Below are 20,812 nucleotides of genomic sequence, written 5' to 3'. Positions count from 1 at the left end.
TTTAACCGGGTTACTGGTTTTCCTCAACAGGCGCCCAATCACAACGTGTTGAGTGCCATTCTCAAACCGGACCAGCATACTCCCGGTTTTGCCCCGAATGCATTTCCCATCGGCACGCCGGACGGCGTTGCAGCCTTTCCCTTTCAATTGGGGATCGGTCATTCGATCGCCTAAATAAGTGTATTCCATCACCGGATGCCTGTAAAACGGAAAGCGGTTTATTTTTTAAAACCGGATTGAAAAACACGGTCCCAGAGGTCCGAACTAACGCCATACCCGTGTTCCGGGTCGGAGTAATGATGCAGCATGTGGTGCTTTTTTATGTTCTTCATAAACGAACTTTTGAAGTTGTAGTGGTGGATGGCGTAATGCGTCATGTCATACACCAGATAACCACTGATAAAGCCCGTAAAAAAACCGTAGTTATACGTAGCGGGGAGCAGCCATTCGAACAGGAAATAAAACAGGGCCGCCAGCGGAATACTGGCCGATGGTGGCATCACCAACCGTTTGGCATCGTTTGGGTAATCGTGGTGTACACCGTGAAAAATAAAATGCAGCCGCTTGCCGATTTCGTTCTGGGGTTCATAGTGAAAAATATACCGGTGCAGCACGTATTCGGTCAGGGTCCAGACAAAAAGACCAGCCGCAAAGAGCCCCATAAACAGCCAGATGGGAAGCCCGGCAACCCATAAGCCCTGGTACGTTAAAAAGAGAATCAGGGGAATGTAAATGAGTAGCGGGACCCAGAAATAAACTTTAGAAAACATTTCCAGGAGATCATTATTAAACATTCGGGTCGATTCCTGGGAATTGGAGACATAATTTTTAGCCATGTCAGGAAGGTTTAATCCGTTGGATGACGGTTTTACCCGTAGCCGGATTGACACCCTTCAACTCAATATAAAGTACGTTGGGGTGCCAGAAGGTTCCACCGTCAATGCGAATAAAAATACGATTTAAAATGCATTCTTTTTTATCAATATCAACGTAAACATGATATTGATTATCGGGATCTTTCCGTAGATACAAGGGTATCTTGTTGTACGCGACCGACCGTAATTCGTACGCATCGTTTCCAATTGACTTGGAATTAATACCGTAGGCAAATTTTCGCTGAATAAAGTTCAGATCTTTCCGCTGACCTCCTTCGGGATACCGAATCCAGTACCCGTGAATCGGGTTATTTTTTTCAGGTTTCCCTTCTTTATCCAGATTCACTTCGTAGCAAATGGTGTTGGTGTTCGGATCCCGCTGAATATAAAACATGAAACCAGCTGTTTTCTTCGGAACGGGAAACGCATCCGGGCTCATCAACGGTGTACGGGGACGGGGATCGTCTTTCTGAGCCCTAACCGCAGAGCTATGAAACATTGTCAGCCAGAAAGTCAGTGCCAGAAAGAGAATACCCGCGCTTTTCATCGTTTGTTGATTCTAGTGTGTTCTTCGATTAGAAGGTAGACACCGTTGACGTCTTTTTGTTTTTGAGTTTGCCAGTCCGGCGGTTTTTCAACACGTCCTCCACGGTCCCGGCCGTTCCGGAAAATGGCCCGGACGATTCAATCTTGAGCGTCGCCATCGCGGCCCCAAACTCGCCGGATTCCTGCACCGTAGCTCCTTTCACCTTTTTGAACAGATACCCCGCCATGTAGGTATCTCCGCAGCCCGTTGCATCCACCACCGCCGACGGTTCAAACGCCGGAATGGTGTGAAACTGACCCTCTGTATAAACAATCGATCCTTTGCTGCCCAGCGTGATGATCACCTCCCGGACGCCCAGATCGGCCAGGTATTTCGCCCCTTCGTGGGGGTCTTCCTTGCCGGTAATCACTTCCATTTCGTGCTCGTTGGCCTTCAGGATCGATACGTGCGGCAGGGCTTCGTGTTTGTCGATCCAGTCGCGGTACAAGACTTTTTTGTTGCTCACGTACCGCAGGTACCCCTGAATATCCAGCGAAACCAATCCTTTCTGCGCCAACGCCTTCAGCAGTTTCACCGAAATGTCGTCCGAGAGCAGCGGCCCCAGGTGGTAAATTTGGGCGTCGATGGCGGGCATACCCTCCACCTCAAACGAAGCCGCCTGGTGGTGAACATTCTGTTCGCGGTAATCCTGATCGAGGCTGTAGATGTTTTCAAAAAACACCGTGTGTTCGCTGGGTAAGGCACTAACGTCAATGCCGTCCTGGCGAATGGTATCAACAATATGGCGTTCTTTTTCGGCCAGGGCCGTTACCAGCTTGTAATTCACCTCAAATTGCCGAAGCGCTTTGGAAAAATAGAAGGAGGTTCCGCCCGGCATGTAGTTGACCGATTGGCCGGTAACCACTTTATCGAGGGTAATGTGTCCAATCGTGCAGATATCGTACATGATCTTTAAGGTTAGTGTCGCACAATGCAATAACTTACTGGTAATCAGAAATTATCTGAGCCGCCTTTGCCGTTAACCGGGACAGTTGCTCGGGCAGTTGGGCAAAATCGGTCATCTCGGCGTCCGCTTCCGAAGCGGTTTCGCCCGACTGTGGGGTATCTTCCCAACCGGCTACGTTGAGCCAGAGGGTGCGGCAACCCAGTTGACTGGCCGGCCGAATGTCTTTCGTATAGGAATCACCAATCACCACCGTGTTCTGGGCGGGGAGTTGCAGGTAATCCAGTCCCAGCTGGTAAATGGCCGGATCGGGTTTGCGAACGCCCACGACGGCGGACTCAATGACGGTTTTGAAACACGAACGAATGCCAAATTCTTCCAGAACCGTGTTCAGATTCCCGTAAAAATTAGAAACCATCACCAGCGGATACTGTTCGGCCAGGGTCCGTAAAATAGGGGTCGCTTCCGCGACGGTTTGCCGGGCAAATTCGTTGCAGTCACCCGCAATGGCTTGAATGGCGCTTTGATCGAGTTCAAAACCGGCTTCGGCCAGAAACTTGAATTGCTGTTCGGTTTTCAGCGCCAGCACCTCGTAAAACGTATGATTCGGTTTAACGATCGGATGGATGGCCAGCGCCCGTTCGCCAAATGCGTAGGCTTTGTTGAACGTGGCCTGATCGACCGGTACACCGTATTTCTGATACCGCGCCCACAGCACCCCGCCCCAATGCAGGCCGTTGGTGTCGATGGTGCCGCCGTAATCAAACAACAATCCTTTTATCATGATTCTCAGTGGGTTATTCGTTGGTAATCAGCTCGGCGGGCTGGGGTACGGGTTTGGAACGCGCCACCCGCAGCAAGGCCAGCCCAATCAGGATCCAGACAAACTCCCGGATGCGCATGACCACGCCGATGAAAACGCCACTGGCTGCCGGAAAGCCGATCCACCGCAGGGCCAGCGCCAGACCGCCTTCGCGCGTACCGAGCTGCATGGGGAAAAAGAAAATCAGGTTGGCAAACAGCGACGATCCGGAACTGACAATCAGCGATTCGACCACCGACATGTTCAGGTTCAGCGCCCGGGCAACGAAATAAATCTCCAGACAGCCCACCACCCGGCCCACAAATTCGAGCAGCAGCGACGCGTAAAAGCGCGGTTTGCGGTCGGCGTACAGAATCCGAATCTGGTGGTCGATTTCCAGCAGCGTTTCGGCTTTCTCCTGGCTCAACGCCCGCGCCTTCCTGCCGACCAGCGGCAGTTTTTCCAGTAACCGAACTGTACTAACCGTAAATCCTTTTTTATAAACCCGGATAAACCAGTAACCTAGCGCCAGACCGACCACTAGCAAGATTCCGCAGCCCCAGAGCATCAGGTCGGTCAGCGGCAGAAACGCCACGATCAGCACAATGGAAACCAGCCAGAAAATGATGTGCGAAAACATGTGCATCAGGCTGTACAGAATTACCGACGAACTGGCTTTCCGAACGCCCAGCGCGGGTTTCAACTCCATAATCCGGTACGGCTCCCCGCCCAGCGCGACAAACGGCGTGATGTAATTGATGGCGTAACCGGCAATGGTAATGCGCAGCACCTGGCCGAACGGCCTGTGCGTTTCGGGCACCTGCGGCTCCTGAATAACGGCGTAGAACGCCAGCGCGTTCAGCACGTAAATGACGAGCCAGCTGCCCACTACCGGCAAAAACCAGACGCCGGTTTGGGTGATGCTCTGCCAGATGGCCGCAAATCCCATGACGTACATCATGTAAACCAGCGTCACGACCCCGATGGCAAAAAATAAGGCCTTATAGAGTTTTGTACTCATTCTCGGGAGACGTTTGAATCTGCTGGTAAAAATGGCGGCTGACGCCCTCCTGCTTCACGCACATATAAATCAGAATGGGGTTCAGCACGAAAATATCGAAGAGAAAATAAATCCAGGCCTGGTCGATGAACAGCCAGAGAAACAAAAACAACACCCGCGTGTTGAACTGGACGATGTTGGTGTATTTCATCAGCGGCTTGTTCTGCGCCCGGAAATCGGCCACTAGCTTCGGCGGCAACCCGTTCGGGAATTTCTGCCGGATGACGGCCAGCAGCTTCTGCAAGTTGGGCGAAAACCGTTCCTGTAATTTGGTATAATTAAGGTAGTTGCGGGCCACCAGCTTCATTCCGAAATTTCTGCTCCACGAAAGCTGGTCGTATTCCTTCTGCAAATCGCGGCTGTTGTCGAGTTCGCTGCCCGAGGTGCCTTTGATAAAAAACAGGTGAACGTTCCGGTAATAATCCGCCATCGCCGACTGCACGATGTGCGATAGTCCGGCCAGCACCCCCGGCACCCAGATCAGCGCCGACCAGCCTTCGTTCATGCTCCGCAGACAGATGGCCACGTGGATGGAAATAAACCAGAAATCACCGGCAACCCCGTCCAGAATCCGGCCCAGCCGACTTTTGTTGTTGGTCATCCGGGCGAGCTGCCCGTCGGTACTGTCAAGCATATTGGCAAACACCAGCGACAGCATCCCGATGACGTTGATGGTTAGCGACTGGTAATAGAATAAGATACCAGCGGCCACCCCGAAAAAGATGCTGACGATGGTTACCGCGTTTGGCGTGATGTCCACCCAGGCGCAAAACCGGGCAATCTGGTAGCCAATGGGGCGGTAAAACCAGATATCAATTTGTTCCTCGGTATCGGACGACTTCAGGGAGTTCTGGAACGCGGTGTTCGCGGGCTCCACGGTGTCCGGTCCCGCGGGATTCTTGCTCAACGTACTCATAACACGGGTTGGGTAAATTTCTGATACAATAGGGCGGCAATCGCGTCGGCGGCTTCCTGGCGGCAGGGGGCAAAACTGGGCCAGTCGTTCAGGTCGATGATGTAAAAAGAACCGTCTTTGGTCACGATGGCGTCACCGCCGTAAATGTCGACGCCCACCGCCTTTGCCGAAGCCGTCGCTACCCGTTGCAGTTCCGTTTCGTCGAATGCGTGGTGGTGCGATTTGCCGTTTATAGCTTCGTATTCAACATACTTGTGGTGATTATGTTCGTAGGGGTAAAACCAGAAGAAAAAATCGGTTCCGCGAACGCCGTAAAACTTAACCAGATCCCCGGCCAGGTGCTCCGAAATCAGGACTTCCGCAATGTCGCGCCGGGCGTATTCCCGCAGCATTTCGCGCCCTTCCTGACGGCTCCGAACAAACGTCACGTCTTCGCGGTGGATGGCGTGAAAATCACCCCGCTTGATCCAGAACCCCTGCTCAGTCCACCGCTCCAGCGGGTCGCCGTCTGCCGAGGAGGTGGGGATAACCAGGCTACGCGGTACCGGTATGCCGTTCTCTTCCAGGGCCCTGTGCATGTTGATCCGGAAACAGTTTTCGATGCCAAAACCCGAATTGACCACCACGGTTCCGTCCGATTCAACGGCCTGCAATTTCTGCACCACCGCCTTTTGCCGGGCCATCGTGAAAATGTACGGTTCCGAAACCGTTTCCAGCTTTAAAAATTCGTCTTCACTGCAAATGCGAATCTGGTTGCCCTGTTTTTCGAGGGCCTGAGCGGTCAATGAAAAAATGGCATCATCATTTCCAATGTGATTCGGTGAAAACTTCTGGTTTCTGTGTACTCCAAGTAATTTCAAGGTGTCAGATAAAATTCGGTGATGAATCAATTAACTCCGCTTAAGAAAAGCTCCGCCGTCCGGATGTCCTGCACGTGATCGACGTCCACAATCTTGGAAAACGGAAAAGCTTTGATCGTTAAGCGGCTTTCGAGCAAGTACCGCTGGTAGTTCCGCATCCGGCTGGTGCCGCTGGCAATCACCTCGGCCACCGCATCCAGGGCCTTTCGGCGCAGGCAGTAAATACCGCCGGACACAAAAGCGGTTTGGTCCGTCTTCTGGTCGGTAAATGCCGTGATGATCCGGTCGGGTCCGGCGGAAATAAACAGCGGGCTTTCATCATCGACAAATGTGGTAACGGCCATCAGCCCGTCGAGCTGCGGCTGGCGTTCAAATTCGTCGATGAAGGCCCGGAATTCTTCTTCTTTGAATACCGTGTCGGTGGTGGCCAGACACAATGCCTCCACGTCCGGAGCGGTTTTCAACAGTTCGTAAAAACTGTGGAGGGAACTCGGGGTGGATTTTCGGACGATTTCGACGGGAACCTTCTCCCGGAGAACCGACAGATGGGCTTCCAGCGGGGCCGACTGTTCGTTGATAATGACCCGAATGGAGTCCGGATGGTTTTGGCTAAAAATGCCAATCAGCCGGTCAATCAATCGCTCGCCGTGCAGGCTGACCATCGGTTTGGGTAGCGTAAAGCCCTCCTGGGCTAAACGCGACCCCTCCCCGGCGGCAATTATCGCGTAATTCATAGTTTCTCTCTCGTTGGTGTCTACGGCCCGACACGGGCAGACCGTTAAAAATCAAACTTGAACCGCCCCCGGATGCCCCACTCCGAGACGCCGGGGTGATTCAGGTACGTAAACCGCTTGACCAGATCCACCCGCAGCAGCTTGAAAATGTTGGCAATGCCCACGCTGCCTTCGATGTACGGCGTTTTGTTCAGCGTGTAGCTGATCGAGCGCCCCTGCTCATCGATCGGAAAGCGGTACACATCGGACACTTTTGCCGGATCGTTCTCCGCGCGCAGTCCCCCCGTCAGCGCCTTAAAGCTGACAACCTCCCGCAGCTTTAAGTGTTTCAAAAGCGGTACTTTGTTGAACAGAAACCCGTTCAGGTAATATTGCAGGTTCACGCTGGCGTAGTGGTCGCTGACAAACTCCAGGAAGTTCATCAGGTTGTACGAGTTGAGCTGATACGCGTAAGTCTGGTTGGCCCGGTGAATGGTCAGGAGCGGAAACGGGATGTTTTTGCCCAAAATGTAACCACCTTCGGCCGTGGCATCCAGGTATCCGAACTGCGACAGGTAGAACCGTTTCTCTACGTTGGCCGACAGGTTGTGGTACTGGTATTGGCCCCCCAGCACTTTCAGGCCCGCCCCGTAGCGCAGCGTAAAAATCGGGTATTTGTTCACAATCGGCACCCGGTAAATCTTGCCCTGGTAGAATTGCTCGCCCGGCGCATACCGCAACTCCAGATTCAGTTCGGTGTTGTGCAGCACCTCGCTCGTGTTCAGGTTCCCTTCCGGCACCGATTTGGTATACTCCAGAATACCGGCCGGCCGCTGCGTTAGCTGGTTAAAGCCGAGTTTGTAGGAAAAATGGTTTTCAAACTCCCGAATGTACTCCACCCGGTAGGTATCGTTGTAGAGCCAGCGGTTGTTTTCCCCGCGCTTGAACGACAGCAGGAAATTGTCTTCCTGCACAAATTGCAGATCCTGCCCCGGAATTTTGGTGTCCCGCTGGAAGCTGGCCCGGACGTAGTGCAGCGGAAAGGCGTAAACCGACTGGTTGTTGATCGAGTAAGTGCCGCTCAGAAAATACTTCCACTTCTGATCTTTAAAGCCGTAGGCCGCGTAGGTCTCGGCGAACATGCGTTTGCTGAGTGCCGTCGTGGTGCGCCCCCCGAAACGCAGCCGAAATCCTTCGACCGGGTTGAAGCTGTAAAAGGTATTGACCGGCCCGATTTCAAAGGGTCCCACGTTCTTAAAACCGGCAATCAACAGGGTGGCATAGCTCATTGTTCGCCGGAACGCCGGGATGGTTTGCAGCGTGTCGACGTTGCGATAAATCTTGGTTTCCGCTTTATCCAAGGGGATAGGCCGTAGCTGGCTCCACTCCGCTTCGTTGGGCTTGAGGGCCGGATTGTAGGCCACTTCTTCTAACGGACCATCATATACGCTATCCGGCCTGCTCTGATTGATTTGGTAGTCGGAAAAGTGCACCACCCGCTGCCCAAAAACGCCCGGCGTGTTGGGTCCCAGGGAGAACTCCATGGCCAGCGTCGTCTGGGTGGGGTGATAGCGTCCGTCGGGACTTTTCTCAAACTCCAGCCGGGCTTCCAGGTCCTGTAAATAATTCAGGTTGATGTCTTTGTTAACCGTCAGAAAAGCGTTCTGCACCGCGTAGTTGCCATCCAGGGTAACAAACAACTGGCCCTCAAACAGCAGATCGGTTTTGTTGCGGGGCACGAAGCCCAGCTCAATCAGCCAGGGCTGCTGGGTTTTCACCGTGTCGCGGATAAAGAATTTGTAAAACGTCGGAGCGTTGTTGGCAATGGGGCTCAAAAGCTGATTGGTGGCAATCGAGATGTTGTTGTCGTAGATGTTGATGTTCTCGTAAAGCCGGTTAAAATACTTGCTAAGTCCTTTATTGTCAACAAACCGGGGGTCGAACTCGGCCCGGCGCTGGGCTTTCACCTGCTGCTTCTTTACCTCGGGACTTTTGCGGTAGTAAACCTGCGATACCTTCTCTTCCAGAAATGCCGGAAGCCGGTTTTTGCCGTCGGTCGAATCAGCCTGGGTAAACAGAAACTGGTAATTGCGGAAGATGCGTCGGTTTTTAAATCGATCGGATAAGTTACTCAGGGCCAGTGATATTTTCTCGTACTGCTGGTACTCGACGTAGGCATTGTGGCCCATCTGGTTCTGCTCCTTGTGGTCGATGACTTGCCGGATGAGCTGCACGGCCGGGTTGTCGCGGTTGCGGTAGTGGCTTTTGGCCTTGACGGTCACTTCCTTCAACAGCGTCGCATCGACGACCAGCTTGATGTTGATGACCTGGGTTTGCCCCGGCTTGATGGTTTTTTCCTGACTCAGGTAGCCCACGTAGGAGAACTTGATGCGGTTCTGACCAGCAGGCACGCTGAGGCTATATTGTCCCTCGGTATCGGTCGCGGTTCCGATGGTGGTTCCCGGCACGACGACACTGACGAAGGGCAGTGTTTCGCCGGTTTTGGCGTCGGTAATCACACCCTTGATCAGGGTGGATTGGGCAGAGGCTATTCTACTGATCAATAATAAGATACCAAGAATAAACGCTCCATTTTTTAGAATCGATCGTAACATTTTAGTACTGATTTCGGCAGTGGCCTTGGCCAGTCACTTCCAGGTGTGTATTCATTGCATTTTAAAGCCATTGGTTGGCTCGGTACCACCGCAGCGTTTCGTCGAGTCCCTGCTGCAACCCGTATTGGGGTTGGTAGTTCAGATCCCGGCGGGCGGCTTCGATGCTACAGAACCAGTTGGGGGCCATTAGCTCCCGTAATTTCTCCGGATTCAATACCGGGGTTGAACTTGAAAACGAGTACCCGGCCTCCAGCGCCCCCGCGACCCCTTTCATCAGGCCAACGGGCAGATGGAGCCGCAAAGCCCGGATACCGCTCACCTGTTGAAACAGGTCGGCCAGCGCATAGCGGCTGTAGGCTTCGCCGTCCGATATAGTATAAATTCGGTTCTGATCGTGGTTTTGCAGCAAAGCCGCTACAGTTACCTCCGCCAGATCCCTGGCATACACAAAACTCAACCGCTGCGGACGTCGCCCAATGTAGAGATCGAGTCGCTGGAGCAGGGTTTTGAACAAAATAAACAGATCCCGTTCGCGGGGTCCGTAGACTGCCGTGGGCCGGATAACGGTGATCGGCAATCCCTGAACGCTGGATAAGTACTGCTCGGCCAGGAGCTTACTTTTTCCGTAACTGGTGAGCGGCTGAGGTGGCGTAGTTTCGGTAATGGGCCCCGGTGCGTCGTACGGTATCGGACCCAGGGCCGCCAGGCTGCTCATGAACACAAACCGTTTTACAGGTCTGGCTGCCGCTTTTGCCGCCTGGGCCAGCCGCAACGTATACTCGGCATTGATCCGGTTGTAGGTCTGCTGGTCCTTAGCCCGGGTAGCGCCCGCGGCATGGATGATGTAGGGATACGCTCCCTCTTCCAGCGTACGCTGCAACGCTTCTTTTGAACTGAAATCCGGATAAACAACGGTCAGATTCAGTTCCTTCAAGTGGGCCAGATCACTGGAGGGCCGGACGGCGGCATGAACCTCCAAACCGGCTGCCTGAGCCGCCTGAATGAGATGATGCCCGATAAACCCGCTAGCCCCCGTAATCAAAACCCTTTCTTTCATAACTCGTTCTCGTATAACCGATACCGTTTGTACAACACCCCGTTGATCTGCTCGATGGCGTGATTCATCAGATAGTTGTCTTCCAGCATCCACGAACATTCTCCGCCCGTAACCTTGGTGCCGTAGGTGTTCTTGATGACCGACGCATACAGACAGGCTTCGATGCCCATTTTGCGGTAGCCTTCCAGCACGCCCAGCGTCAACACCCGGATGCGGGTAATATTTTTCCGTTGCGTCAGCAGCCGGAAAAGCCCCAGCGGAAACAAACGACCCCGCTTGTTTTTAATCAAAATCTGGTTGATGTCCGGAATGCCGAGGATAAAGGCGACGACTTTATCGTCTTTTTCGGCAACCAGACAGAAATTCGGATCCAGAATCATTTTGAGGTCTTTCGCCAAATAATCGAATTCGCTGTCGGTCATCGGCACAAATCCCAGGTTTTTATCCCAGGCCCGGTTGTAGACCTCCCGGATTTTGGGCACTTCGGCGCTAAAATTCTTTAAATCGACCTTCCGAATGGTGATTCCGCTCCGTTTCAGCCGGTTCTGTAAAGTGTCCAACAGTCTCAACGAGCGTTCGTTGGCCGTCGCCACGTTCAATTCGTAGGCCAGCAAATCCGTTTTTTTCCGAAGGCCGTGGGTTAGCAGAAGTTTGTCATAGTAAGGTGCGTTATAGGGCATCATGGCCAACGGCGGACGGTCAAAGCCGTCGATCAGGACGCCACAGACATCATTAGTAGTCGGATTGGTCGGCCCAATCATCCGGGAAAGTCCCTGTTGTTTCAGCCAATCCGACGCAGTATTCAGTAATAAATCGGCGGTTTGTTGATCATCAATGCAATCAAAAAAACCAAAAAAGCCGTCGTTTCCCCCCGTGAACGCATTGTGGTTCCGGTTATGAATGGCCGCAATCCGTCCGGTGATGGTATCGCCCTCATACGCCAGAAACAATTGCAGCGTGGAGTGTTCGAAAAATGGGTGCTTACCCGGGGTCAACAGATCCCGTTGCCCAATAAAAATTTCCGGTACATAGTTTTTATCATCCCGATATACACTATGGGGAAAATCGATAAATAGCGTTAGCTCCTTCTTCGAACTGACCGGTACAACCCGCTTCATACGCTTTCCTGAATCGGCATGTGTTTAACCGTCCGGTACGCCCGGGTCAGTTTATCAACCGCTTCTTCAATCTGGGCGAACGTGTGCGTTGCCATGATGGAGAACCGGATCAGCGAATCCTGCGGAGGTACGGCGGGTGAAACCACCGGATTGACAAACACGCCCTGATCCTGCAGCATTTTGGTAATTAGGAAGGTATGCTCGTTGTTCCGGATGTATACCGGCAGAATCGGACTCTCGCTCGGCCCCAAATCGAAATTGTTTTCCACCAGCAGCTCTTTGGCATACCGGGTGTTGGCCCACAGCCGCTCGATGTGCTCGGGTTCGTTCTGCATGATTTCCAGAGCCGCCAGGGTGCTGGCGACCGCAGCCGGGGTCATGCTCGCGCTGAAGATCAGCGAACGGGCGCGGTGACGAAGGTAATTGATCGTCTCGGCGTCGCTGGCGATGAACCCCCCCAGGGAAGCCAGCGATTTGCTGAACGTTCCCATGATGATGTCGGTCGTGTCGGTCAGGCCGAAATGGGAAGCCGTTCCGGCACCCTGCTGTCCGATCACGCCCAGGCTGTGCGCATCGTCCACCATCACGGACGCATCAAATTCGGCGGCAATCTGGTTCAGCAGCGGCAGTTTGACAATGTCGCCTTCCATGCTGAAGATTCCGTCGGCCACGATCAGCTTGATACCTTCTTCGGGCAACTGGCTCAGCTTCTTCCAGAGGTCGTCCATGTCGTTGTGGGCATACTTGATTACTTTGGAGAAGGACAACCGACTGCCGTCGATGATCGATGCGTGGTTGCTTTCATCCAGAATCAGGTAATCGTGCCGGCCCGTCAGGCAGGAAAGCGCGCCGAGATTGGCCTGATAGCCCGTGCTGAAAAGTGCCGCGGCTTCTTTGCCGGTAAAGGCGGCCAGCCGGCGTTCCAGTTCTTCGTGAATGTCGAGCGTTCCATTCAGAAACCGGGATCCGGCGCAGCCCGTACCGTACTTTTCGGTGGCTTTTTTGGCCGCTTCGACCACCGCCGGATGGTTTGTTAATCCCAGATACGAGTTGGAGCCAAACATCAGAACCCGTTTTCCATCGATGACTACTTCGGTATCCTGTCCTGATTCAATGGGCCGGAAATATGGATAAATCCCTTTTGCTTTCGCCACCGCGACATCCGTATAAGCAGCGACCTTCGTGTGCAATTTTTTTCTCATGAATTCATTGGTGTCAGAAATGGGGCATTCTTTTCTTTACATAGCAAGGGTCCTTAATGTTCATAAATTTATACAACGGCTTTTCTTTCAGATACCCAATTGGTTAAGATTGGTTAATTCCTGCAAAACCGGCATGTAAATTCTTTATCCGACGGACGAAAGGTAGAGGCAAGTCCACCGTTTCTTCCTGCCATTTTAGCTGAACCGGCGAATCCGCGCCGTCAAGCACCCAATTTTTAAGATCAGTCAACAATCCGGTTTAAACAGATAAGTCAGAATCATATCTGTAAAAACATTCTTGTTTTCCCGGGTAAAAGCGAAAAACCCTTCCTCGTCCAGGTTAAACACGTGCATGTACAGCGTTTTTCCGGCGAACGACTGCTTAATAGACGAAAATACCGTCGACAGCAGGAACATCGGATTGACGGGTCGGATTTGTTTCTGTTGAATGGCTTCTTCCACCTGGCGAAAAAAACAGGAATCGTGCAGGGCGGGCGAAACACACATTTTCTGCAACAGACCTTCAGGGTCCCGCTGCGCTTCGTTCATCAGAAACAAAATAATATCGGGATTCTGGGCGTGGAAATTAAACTGACGCTCAATCAGTTCAACTAATTTTTCTTTCAAGGTACTCGTCGGATTGTCCAGGGTAATTCGGATGCCTTCAATCCACTGTTTCAGCAGACTTTCGAAAACCAGCCAGAACAGCTTTTCCTTACTCCGGAAATAATAGTGCGTGAGGGCGCTGTTCATGCCAGCAGCGGTGGCGATGTCCTTCATGGTGGCACCGTCGAAGCCCTTCTCAAGAAAAACGACCTTCGCAGCTTGCTTGATTTTTTCCTCCGTCCCTATTTCGTTCACTCTATTTGTCATGACGCAAATGTGTCACCTAAAAATAGAATTTCCAAACGATTAACTAACTATTTTAACTAAGCAGTTAAACCGTGGAAATAACACCACAAATTCTAAATTAATTTTAGATTTCAGGGCTTATAGGACGGTATTCACTAAAAAAATACAAGTTATACAAACGGCTTCAATGACTGAGCAGCGGCTATCGTTAGACAGCTTCACTAAGAAATGTACTATTTGTCAGGTTGGCAGGCCAGATGTATAATACTCTATCGGATGGCTATAACTACTCAGCGAACCCCGTAGCTTTGGGGAGTGAACAAAAACTTCCTCAATTCTATTCCCGAATTGTTAAGTACTTACCGACTTTGTTACCTGCCGGGCTGGCGAGTGAACCGGCAACCCATTTTTTGATTATTATCAGACCGAATCCTCACCGCAAGAGGCCATTTTCCTAACCTTACCCCGCCACGTTGGTTTACTAACCAAACGCTGCTCCTACTAAGCAGTTGAAACGCATGCCACAGATTGGCCCCTACACGGGCCACGGCACCACCAAATCCAGATTCAATGGGAAAGAAAGTACGACTGTCTTTGATTGGTTCACTGATCCTGGGCCTTGCCACGACAACCCAGGCACAACAAACTATTTTTAATGTTCCATCGTCCGACATCACCAAAGAAGGCAAGGTCCTGGCGCAGGAACAACTCGAAATCCAGGACATGATCCGTTCAACCACGACTGTTTCGTACGGATTAAGCAAGGATTGGGAAGTTGGTCTGAACCTGTATAACCTGGATTTCACCCGGCAAAACACCCGGTTTTTTCGGAACGACACCACCACGTCAATGCCTTACGCTCCGCTCCTGCTGGTCAACGCTCAGAAGGCATTTCAGCTCTCCGAAATTTTTAAAATTGGGATCGGCGGGCAGGGTGGTTTGAATCTTTCCTCGGGGCGCTCCCAGGCTGTTTACTATGCTTACGCCAATCTGGCCGCTTCGCTGGTGCAGGAGCATTACAAACTGGCGCTGGGCGGTTACAACGGCAATGCCCGTTTCCTGGGCGATGGCCCCCACTCGGGTATTCAGGCCGGGGTGGACGCGGGACTCTGGTACCATAAAGTACACCTGCTGGCCGACTGGCTGTCGGGGTCTCACCAACTGGGGCAGCTATCGGTCGGCGTTGAAGTCTTCCTGGGCGAACACCTTCCGCTGGCCGTCGGCTGGCAACGGTCCAACCAGGACGGCTCGCAAGGATTTGTTTTACAGCTAACCTACACTCCTCAATAAACCCGTGATTGACCGGCGAAAATCCGGTCGGCCTCTTTTATTAGTTAATTTTATGCAAACAGTAGACATTCATAGACGTGCGCTTGGGATTACCTTTCAGAACGGTATGGCCCGGGTTCTGGTTTGGGCACCGAAGGCTGATTCAGTGGCCGTCATGCTGGAAAACCCGTCGCGTACCTTGCCGCTCGAACCGCAGGAATACGGGTATTGGGCCCTCACCACCGACCAGATCAAACCCGGCGACCTGTACAAGATTTTGCTGAATCAGGAGGAATCCTTCCCCGACCCGGCTTCGGTGGGCCAGCCCAAGGACGTTCACGGGCCTTCGGAAGCCGTGTGCCTCCGGGAGTTTACCTGGAAAGATCAGAACTGGACCAACGTTCCACTGGAGGAATACCTGATTTACGAGCTACACGTGGGAACGTTTACCCCGGAGGGTACTTTTGCCGCCCTGGAAGGAAAGCTCGATTATCTGAAGGAGCTGGGCGTTACGGCCATCGAAATCATGCCCGTGGCCCAATTCCCCGGTGACCGCAACTGGGGGTACGACGGCGTCTATCCCTATGCCGTTCAGCACAGCTACGGCGGACCGCGGGGCCTACAGCGGCTGGTCGATGCCTGCCACCGGAAGGGGCTGGCGGTGGTGCTGGATGTGGTCTATAACCACATGGGGCCGGAAGGCAATTACTTCAGCCGGTTTGGGCCTTACTTTACGGCCAAACACTGTACGCCCTGGGGCAACGCCCTGAATTTCGATGATGCCTGGTGCGATGGGGTCCGGCAGTACTTCATCGAGAACGTGCTGATGTGGTTTCGCGATTTCCACATCGATGCGCTGCGGCTGGACGCCGTTCATGCCATCAAGGATTTCAGTGCGGTGCACATCCTGCAGCAAATCAGGCAGTATGTCGATCAGCTGGAAACCGCTACCGGACGGCCGTACCACCTGCTGGTTGAGTCCGACCTGAACGACCCGCGCTACATCAATCCACCGGCTTTGGGTGGGTACGGGATGCAGGCCCAGTGGGTCGATGAGTTTCACCACGCCCTGCGGGTGACGGCGGGGGAAGAACCGCGGGGTTACTACAGCGATTTTAACGGCATTCAGCACCTGGCCAAATCCTACCAGGATGCTTACGTATATGATGGACAGTTCTCTAACCACCGTAAACGGGCTTTCGGTCTTTCAGCGGGCAATAACCCCGGTTCGCAGTTCATCGTCTTTTCCCAGAATCACGATCAGGTAGGAAACCGGATGCTGGGCGAGCGGACGAGCCAGCTGGTGAGTTTCGAAATGCAGAAGCTGATGGCCGGCGCCGTGCTGGTCAGTCCGTACCTGCCGCTGTTGTTTATGGGCGAGGAATGGAGTGAATCCAACCCCTTTCTTTACTTCATCAGCCATACGGAAAAAGACCTGGTGGAAGCCGTGCGCCAGGGGCGCAAGTCGGAGTTTGCCGATTTTCACGGCCACGGGGAGGTACCCGATCCGTTTGCCGTAGAAACCTTCCAGCAATCCAAACTTCAGTGGGAACGGCTCCATCAGGACCCCCACCAGACCATGTTTCGGTATTACCAGACGCTGATCGCGCTGCGCAAACAGCAACCGGCGCTGCGCCAGTTGTCCCGCCAGCACCTGGAGGTAACCGTTCGGGAAGATCAGCAAACGCTGGTACTGCGTCGCTGCCATCCGGATCAGCAAGTGGTCTGCCTGATGAATTTTTCCAAACAGCCGCAATCCGTTCCAACCCCCGCGTCGGCAGAACCCTGGATTAAGCTGCTGGATTCCGCCGATCCGCTCTGGAAAGGGCCGGGGGCGGCTCCGGAAGCTGCATCGGGCGATTTTGCGATTACCCTGCAACCCGAATCCCTGGTTATTTACGCAACGTCTTTGGGTCAGGCAAACAATTGGCAGCCTAATTCGTCACAACAAGAACAAACAACATTTTAAAATAAAAGCCTGATCCACGTCAGGAATCCATACCGTTATGCTGAAGATCGGCTATCATGCCTCCCACGAACAATTTGCGCCCAGTACACTGCTTTCCTACGTCCAACTGGCTCAGCAGGCCGGATTTACGGCGGGTTCCTGCTCGGATCATTTTCACCCCTGGAGTTCCGAACAGGGCGAAAGCGGCTTTGCCTGGTCGTGGCTGGGTGCCGCTTTACAGGCCACAACCTTACCGTTCGGAGTAGTCAACGCCCCCGGCCAACGGTATCATCCGACCATCATCGCCCAGGCCGCAGCTACCCTGGCCGAAATGTTTCCGGAACGGTTCTGGATTGCCGTCGGAACCGGACAGGCCCTCAACGAACACATCACGGGCGAACGATGGCCTTCCAAAACCGAACGCAACGCCCGGCTGAAAGAGTGCGTGGACGTGATCCGGGCGCTGTGGAACGGCGAAACCGTTTCCCACAAAGGACTGGTGACGGTGGAAGACGCCAAACTCTACACGCGACCGACGGTCAAACCGTTGCTGATCGGCGCAGCCGTTACCAGCAAGACGGCCGAATGGGTCGGCGGCTGGGCCGACGGTTTGCTGACCATCTCACAGCCCAAGGAAGAACTCCAGCGGGTCGTAGATGCCTTCCGCAAAGGCGGTGGAGAGGGCAAACCGATGTACCTCAAAGTGCAGTTGTCGTACGCCAACACCCTTGATGAAGCGCGGCAAGGGGCGTATGAGCAGTGGCGGGCCAATATTTTCCCCAACAACATGCTGACGGAACTCCGTTTGCCGGAACAGTTTGATGCGGCTGGCCAGTATGTCAATTTGAGTGAAGTCGATAAAATGGTCCGGATTTCGGCGGATCCGGCCGAGCACCTGGACTGGATCCGGCAGGATGCCGAAATGGGCTTTGAAAGGCTCATGCTCCACAACGTAAACCGCAATCAGCAGCCCTTTATTGAGGATTTTGGCGCGAAAGTTCTCCCGGATCTGCTTAAAAGTTTCAACTAACCTTCCCACCAACAATCCGACCCATGGAAAAACAGGAACCTTTTCAGGATTCGTTTAAATTCAAAGCCTGGCAGCAAAAGCTGGAGCACAATCAGATCCGGCTAAACCAGGTGCAGGACGTTTACACGCGTCACGGCAACGAAGGACAGGTGCTGCATAGCCTGGTGAAACTGGATGCCACGGCGCCCGATGGTGCCAAACTTTCTCCCTTGTGTATGATCAAGGGGGATGCCATTTCCGTCCTGGTGGTTTTGATCGACGAGGAAACGGAAGACAAGTTTGTGCTGATGGTCCGGCAACGGCGCGTTTGCGATGGCTCGGAAACCTACGAACATCCGGCCGGCATGATTGACGAAGGGGAAACTCCGCCGGAAGTGGCTCTGCGTGAATTGCAGGAGGAAACCGGTCTGGAATTTGCGTCCGAAGAACTTCAATCGCTCGGGCCCAAACCGTGGTATTCGGCCACCTCCACCAGCGACGAAGCGCTCTATTTCTTTTACTGCGAACGGCGGATGAACAGCCGGGCCATTCGGGAGCTGCACGGCCAATCGACCGGCAAGGCGTCGGAGCAGGAACAGACCCGGCTGCACGTTGCGCCCCTGGCCGAAGCCCACGGCCTGGTCAGTAACCTGCACGGTGTGCTGGGGCACCTGCTGTACCTGCGGGCCGTGGGGGATTATGACACCCTGAAAACGCTGCCTTTTTAAGCGTTTACGGTGGACCGTTTGCTTACGCTCCCCCTGCTATCCAAACGTTTTTTTTAGTACGGGGTTTTCTCAGAAAAAGCACCGAGTGATGATGAGTGATACCAGCGTCCGCAGTTGGAATGAGTTGATGGATTGTCTTTACGAGCATGCCTGGACACCGACCCTAAACCGATTCCGTTCTCCTTTTGCCTTCCGGGGCTTGTCGAATGCTTCCTATACGCTGAACACCTCCCTGATGCGGCTGGGTGATCATTACGCCCAACTGGAAGGACATTTGTTGCGGAATTTCAAGAAATACGCCCACCAGGTTGTGGATAAAAGTGATTCGTTCTGGTACTGGTTATCGGTTGCCCAGCACCACGGCCTGCCCACCCGGCTCATGGACTGGACCTTTTCGCCGTATGTGGCCCTGCATTTCGTGACAGCCTGCATCGACCAGTACGACCGCGACGGGGCGGTGTGGTGCGTGGACTACAAGAAAGTCCACGCCCATTTACCGAAACAACTCGCCGAAAGCCTGACCACCGAGGGGGCCGATGTTTTCACGATTGACATGCTGAGTCCGGTCACCTCGCTTGGGGAGTTCGATCAGCTCACTGAACCCGCCTACGCCCTGTTTTTTGAGCCGCCTTCCATGGACGAACGGATTGTTAACCAATACGCCCTGTTTTCGGTGGTCTCCTCGCCCACGCTGAGCCTGGACGAATGGCTGAAAAACCACCCGGACTGTTACCGTAAAATTGTAATCCCCCATTCGCTCAAGTGGGAAATTCGCGACAAGCTCGATCAGGCCAACATCAACGAACGGGTGTTGTTCCCGGGTCTGGACGGGCTCAGTAGCTGGCTCCGTCGTCAGTACTTCCCCACGCTAGACCCGCAGAACCCCCAACACCAGGCGGCTTTCCGGCAGGAGCGGGAAACCCAGCCCGCCCACAATGCATCGTAAGAACGGTTTATGTCCAGTACAGAATGGGGGCGTTGGGAAACCGGTTCCGCCACTCGGTGTAGAAGAACGAGCGGAGTTCTTTCATGTCTTCGGGCCGGTAGACGTACTTGAGGCCGCCAAACTTGTTGCGTTTCTCGGCGCGCCCGGCCTCTTCCATTTCCAGGCTGGTGTTGGGGTACCACTCCTGCAAAACGGTTTTGCTGCCCGGCGTAAAGCGGTGCGTAATGAACTCAACGGTCAGGTCACAGTCGAAATCCAGCGCCTGCGCGAGCCGGTCAAGCAAATCCGTGTAGTGTTCCCGCCAGTTGGTAATGGGCATGATCGGGGCCAGCACCACGCCAACCGGGTAACCGCCCCCGCCCAGCGGTCGCGGCAGGGCCAGTTTCCGAAGCGCCTGCATCCGCGCATCCACGGAAGCCGTCCCCCCTTCCATCCGCCGGGCAATGAAGTCGGCATTCAGACTAATCCGGGCGCGCGTCCGGTGGTTATGCGGCAGGTCCAGCAGCGATTCCACCTGATCGTATTTGCTCACAAACCGCAGGTGCGCGTCGGGCCGACTGCCAAAATACCGAATGCACTCGGCCAGACTGCCCGTCAGGTGCTCAATCCCGATCACATCCGTATAGCAACTCACTTCAAACGAGGTGATTTTACCGGGCTGTTCGTACGAAGCGGTATTGGCCAGCAACTGGGGCAGGTTGGCAAATACGCGCGTAACCGGCGGCCCCTGCAAACTGCCCGCCAGATAACAGTACTGACAATGGGCGGGACACCCCTCGGCGAGGTTCATCTGCCAGTCGGCGGACGGCGGAACGGGCTGCAGCCGCAATGAACTGGGTGGTGCCTTAACGACTGCCAGCGTGTTCTTGGCAATCCGGTAGGTTTCACGGTCATCCTTTCCGCGCAGGCCGGTCAGCCGGTTATTTTTCAGAATTTCAATGGGCAAATCCAGCGCCGAAACGCGTTCGTAGACCTGCTGGCCAAACGGTTCCTGCAAGGCATCCGGCGTGAACAGCACCCGCTTGGGCAGCCAGAGCCGGGCGGAATGCTGGAGGGGAAGTGAAACGGTTTTCGACGGGGTAAGCAGTTCCGATTGCGTATGCATGATGATGAAGTAAGGTCGTTGGATGAGAACCGGTTTCAGGCCGATCCGACTACTAAAATAACACCTTTCTGTCGGACAAAATTCCTCATCACATCTACTTTATATAGATACAAACAATTGACTGTCAGGACTTTACAAAATAAATTCACTAATTCCAAAATGATCCCGAAACGCTTCTTGCCGGCCCAAATCTGGCTCAGCTATAAGTCACTAAGAGAGAGGATACTCAGAGAAGTACGAAGCTAAA

General features: G+C 53.6%; 19 protein-coding genes. 5 read left to right on the top strand and 14 right to left on the bottom strand.

What is annotated here, in order from left to right; genetic code table 11:
* Positions 1-218: 218 nt before the first annotated feature.
* From OQ371_RS19315 to OQ371_RS19255, 13 genes are all read right to left on the bottom strand, one after another.
* Complete coding sequence (locus OQ371_RS19315; protein WP_265989931.1) at positions 219-836, bottom strand: sterol desaturase family protein; 618 nt, start codon at positions 834-836, stop codon at positions 219-221.
* A 1-nt stretch (position 837) separates the two neighbouring features.
* Positions 838-1,269, bottom strand: coding sequence for a DUF4833 domain-containing protein (locus OQ371_RS19310; RefSeq protein WP_265989929.1), 432 nt, complete (start codon positions 1,267-1,269; stop codon positions 838-840).
* A gap of 181 nt (positions 1,270-1,450) precedes the next feature.
* Positions 1,451-2,368 (bottom strand): PfkB family carbohydrate kinase, encoded by a 918-nt coding sequence (locus tag OQ371_RS19305; protein WP_265989928.1) that lies wholly within the window; start codon positions 2,366-2,368, stop codon positions 1,451-1,453.
* Positions 2,369-2,402: 34 nt separating this feature from the next.
* Positions 2,403-3,149, bottom strand: a complete 747-nt coding sequence (locus OQ371_RS19300) for an HAD family hydrolase (RefSeq protein WP_265989927.1) — start codon at positions 3,147-3,149, stop codon at positions 2,403-2,405.
* Positions 3,150-3,162: 13 nt separating this feature from the next.
* Positions 3,163-4,188, bottom strand: a complete 1,026-nt coding sequence (locus OQ371_RS19295) for a lysylphosphatidylglycerol synthase transmembrane domain-containing protein (protein WP_265989925.1) — start codon at positions 4,186-4,188, stop codon at positions 3,163-3,165.
* Positions 4,169-5,143 (bottom strand): CDP-alcohol phosphatidyltransferase family protein, encoded by a 975-nt coding sequence (locus OQ371_RS19290; RefSeq protein ID WP_265989924.1) that lies wholly within the window; start codon positions 5,141-5,143, stop codon positions 4,169-4,171. Before OQ371_RS19290 ends, OQ371_RS19295 begins: the two co-directional genes overlap by 20 nt.
* Positions 5,140-6,003, bottom strand: coding sequence for an ATP-grasp domain-containing protein (locus OQ371_RS19285; protein ID WP_265989923.1), 864 nt, complete (start codon positions 6,001-6,003; stop codon positions 5,140-5,142). Before OQ371_RS19285 ends, OQ371_RS19290 begins: the two co-directional genes overlap by 4 nt.
* Positions 6,004-6,029: 26 nt before the next feature.
* Entirely contained in the window at positions 6,030-6,737 is a 708-nt protein-coding gene (locus OQ371_RS19280; protein WP_265989922.1) for an NTP transferase domain-containing protein, read from the bottom strand.
* A gap of 44 nt (positions 6,738-6,781) precedes the next feature.
* Entirely contained in the window at positions 6,782-9,331 is a 2,550-nt protein-coding gene (locus OQ371_RS19275) for a DUF5686 and carboxypeptidase-like regulatory domain-containing protein (RefSeq protein ID WP_265989921.1), read from the bottom strand.
* 61 nt (positions 9,332-9,392) lie between these two features.
* Positions 9,393-10,388: an NAD-dependent epimerase/dehydratase family protein gene (locus OQ371_RS19270; protein WP_265989920.1), complete on the bottom strand. Its 996-nt coding sequence runs from the start codon at positions 10,386-10,388 to the stop codon at positions 9,393-9,395.
* Positions 10,385-11,506, bottom strand: a complete 1,122-nt coding sequence (locus OQ371_RS19265; protein ID WP_265989918.1) for a GNAT family N-acetyltransferase — start codon at positions 11,504-11,506, stop codon at positions 10,385-10,387. The genes OQ371_RS19270 and OQ371_RS19265 overlap by 4 nt, the downstream gene beginning before the upstream one ends.
* Positions 11,503-12,708, bottom strand: coding sequence for a serine palmitoyltransferase (spt, locus tag OQ371_RS19260; protein ID WP_265989916.1), 1,206 nt, complete (start codon positions 12,706-12,708; stop codon positions 11,503-11,505). Before spt ends, OQ371_RS19265 begins: the two co-directional genes overlap by 4 nt.
* Before the next feature lie 246 nt (positions 12,709-12,954).
* Positions 12,955-13,581: a TetR/AcrR family transcriptional regulator gene (locus tag OQ371_RS19255; RefSeq protein WP_265989914.1), complete on the bottom strand. Its 627-nt coding sequence runs from the start codon at positions 13,579-13,581 to the stop codon at positions 12,955-12,957.
* A 549-nt stretch (positions 13,582-14,130) separates the two neighbouring features.
* On the opposite strand from OQ371_RS19255, the gene OQ371_RS19250 reads away from it, so the two are divergent.
* From OQ371_RS19250 to OQ371_RS19230, 5 genes are all read left to right on the top strand, one after another.
* Positions 14,131-14,850: a hypothetical protein gene (locus OQ371_RS19250; RefSeq protein ID WP_265989912.1), complete on the top strand. Its 720-nt coding sequence runs from the start codon at positions 14,131-14,133 to the stop codon at positions 14,848-14,850.
* Positions 14,851-14,902: 52 nt separating this feature from the next.
* On the top strand, positions 14,903-16,798 hold the full coding sequence (gene treZ, locus OQ371_RS19245; protein WP_265989911.1) for a malto-oligosyltrehalose trehalohydrolase: 1,896 nt from the start codon (positions 14,903-14,905) through the stop codon (positions 16,796-16,798).
* A gap of 37 nt (positions 16,799-16,835) precedes the next feature.
* Positions 16,836-17,807, top strand: a complete 972-nt coding sequence (locus OQ371_RS19240; protein WP_265989910.1) for a TIGR03885 family FMN-dependent LLM class oxidoreductase — start codon at positions 16,836-16,838, stop codon at positions 17,805-17,807.
* 23 nt (positions 17,808-17,830) lie between these two features.
* A complete protein-coding gene (locus OQ371_RS19235; protein ID WP_265989909.1) occupies positions 17,831-18,514 on the top strand; it encodes an NUDIX hydrolase in 684 nt (227 codons plus the stop codon).
* 88 nt (positions 18,515-18,602) lie between these two features.
* Entirely contained in the window at positions 18,603-19,460 is an 858-nt protein-coding gene (locus OQ371_RS19230; RefSeq protein WP_265989908.1) for an FRG domain-containing protein, read from the top strand.
* 7 nt (positions 19,461-19,467) lie between these two features.
* Here OQ371_RS19230 and OQ371_RS19225 read toward each other — a convergent pair whose 3' ends face one another.
* Positions 19,468-20,565 carry a spore photoproduct lyase family protein gene (locus OQ371_RS19225; protein ID WP_265989907.1) on the bottom strand — a complete coding sequence of 366 codons (1,098 nt, stop codon included), beginning with the start codon at positions 20,563-20,565 and terminating at the stop codon, positions 19,468-19,470.
* Positions 20,566-20,812 lie beyond the last annotated feature (247 nt).

The organism is Larkinella insperata (assembly GCF_026248825.1).
GTDB classification, from domain to species: Bacteria; Bacteroidota; Bacteroidia; order Cytophagales; family Spirosomataceae; genus Larkinella; species Larkinella insperata.
The sequence above is the reverse complement of the archived record's forward strand: the minus strand, read 5'-3'. Positions and strand labels throughout refer to the sequence as shown.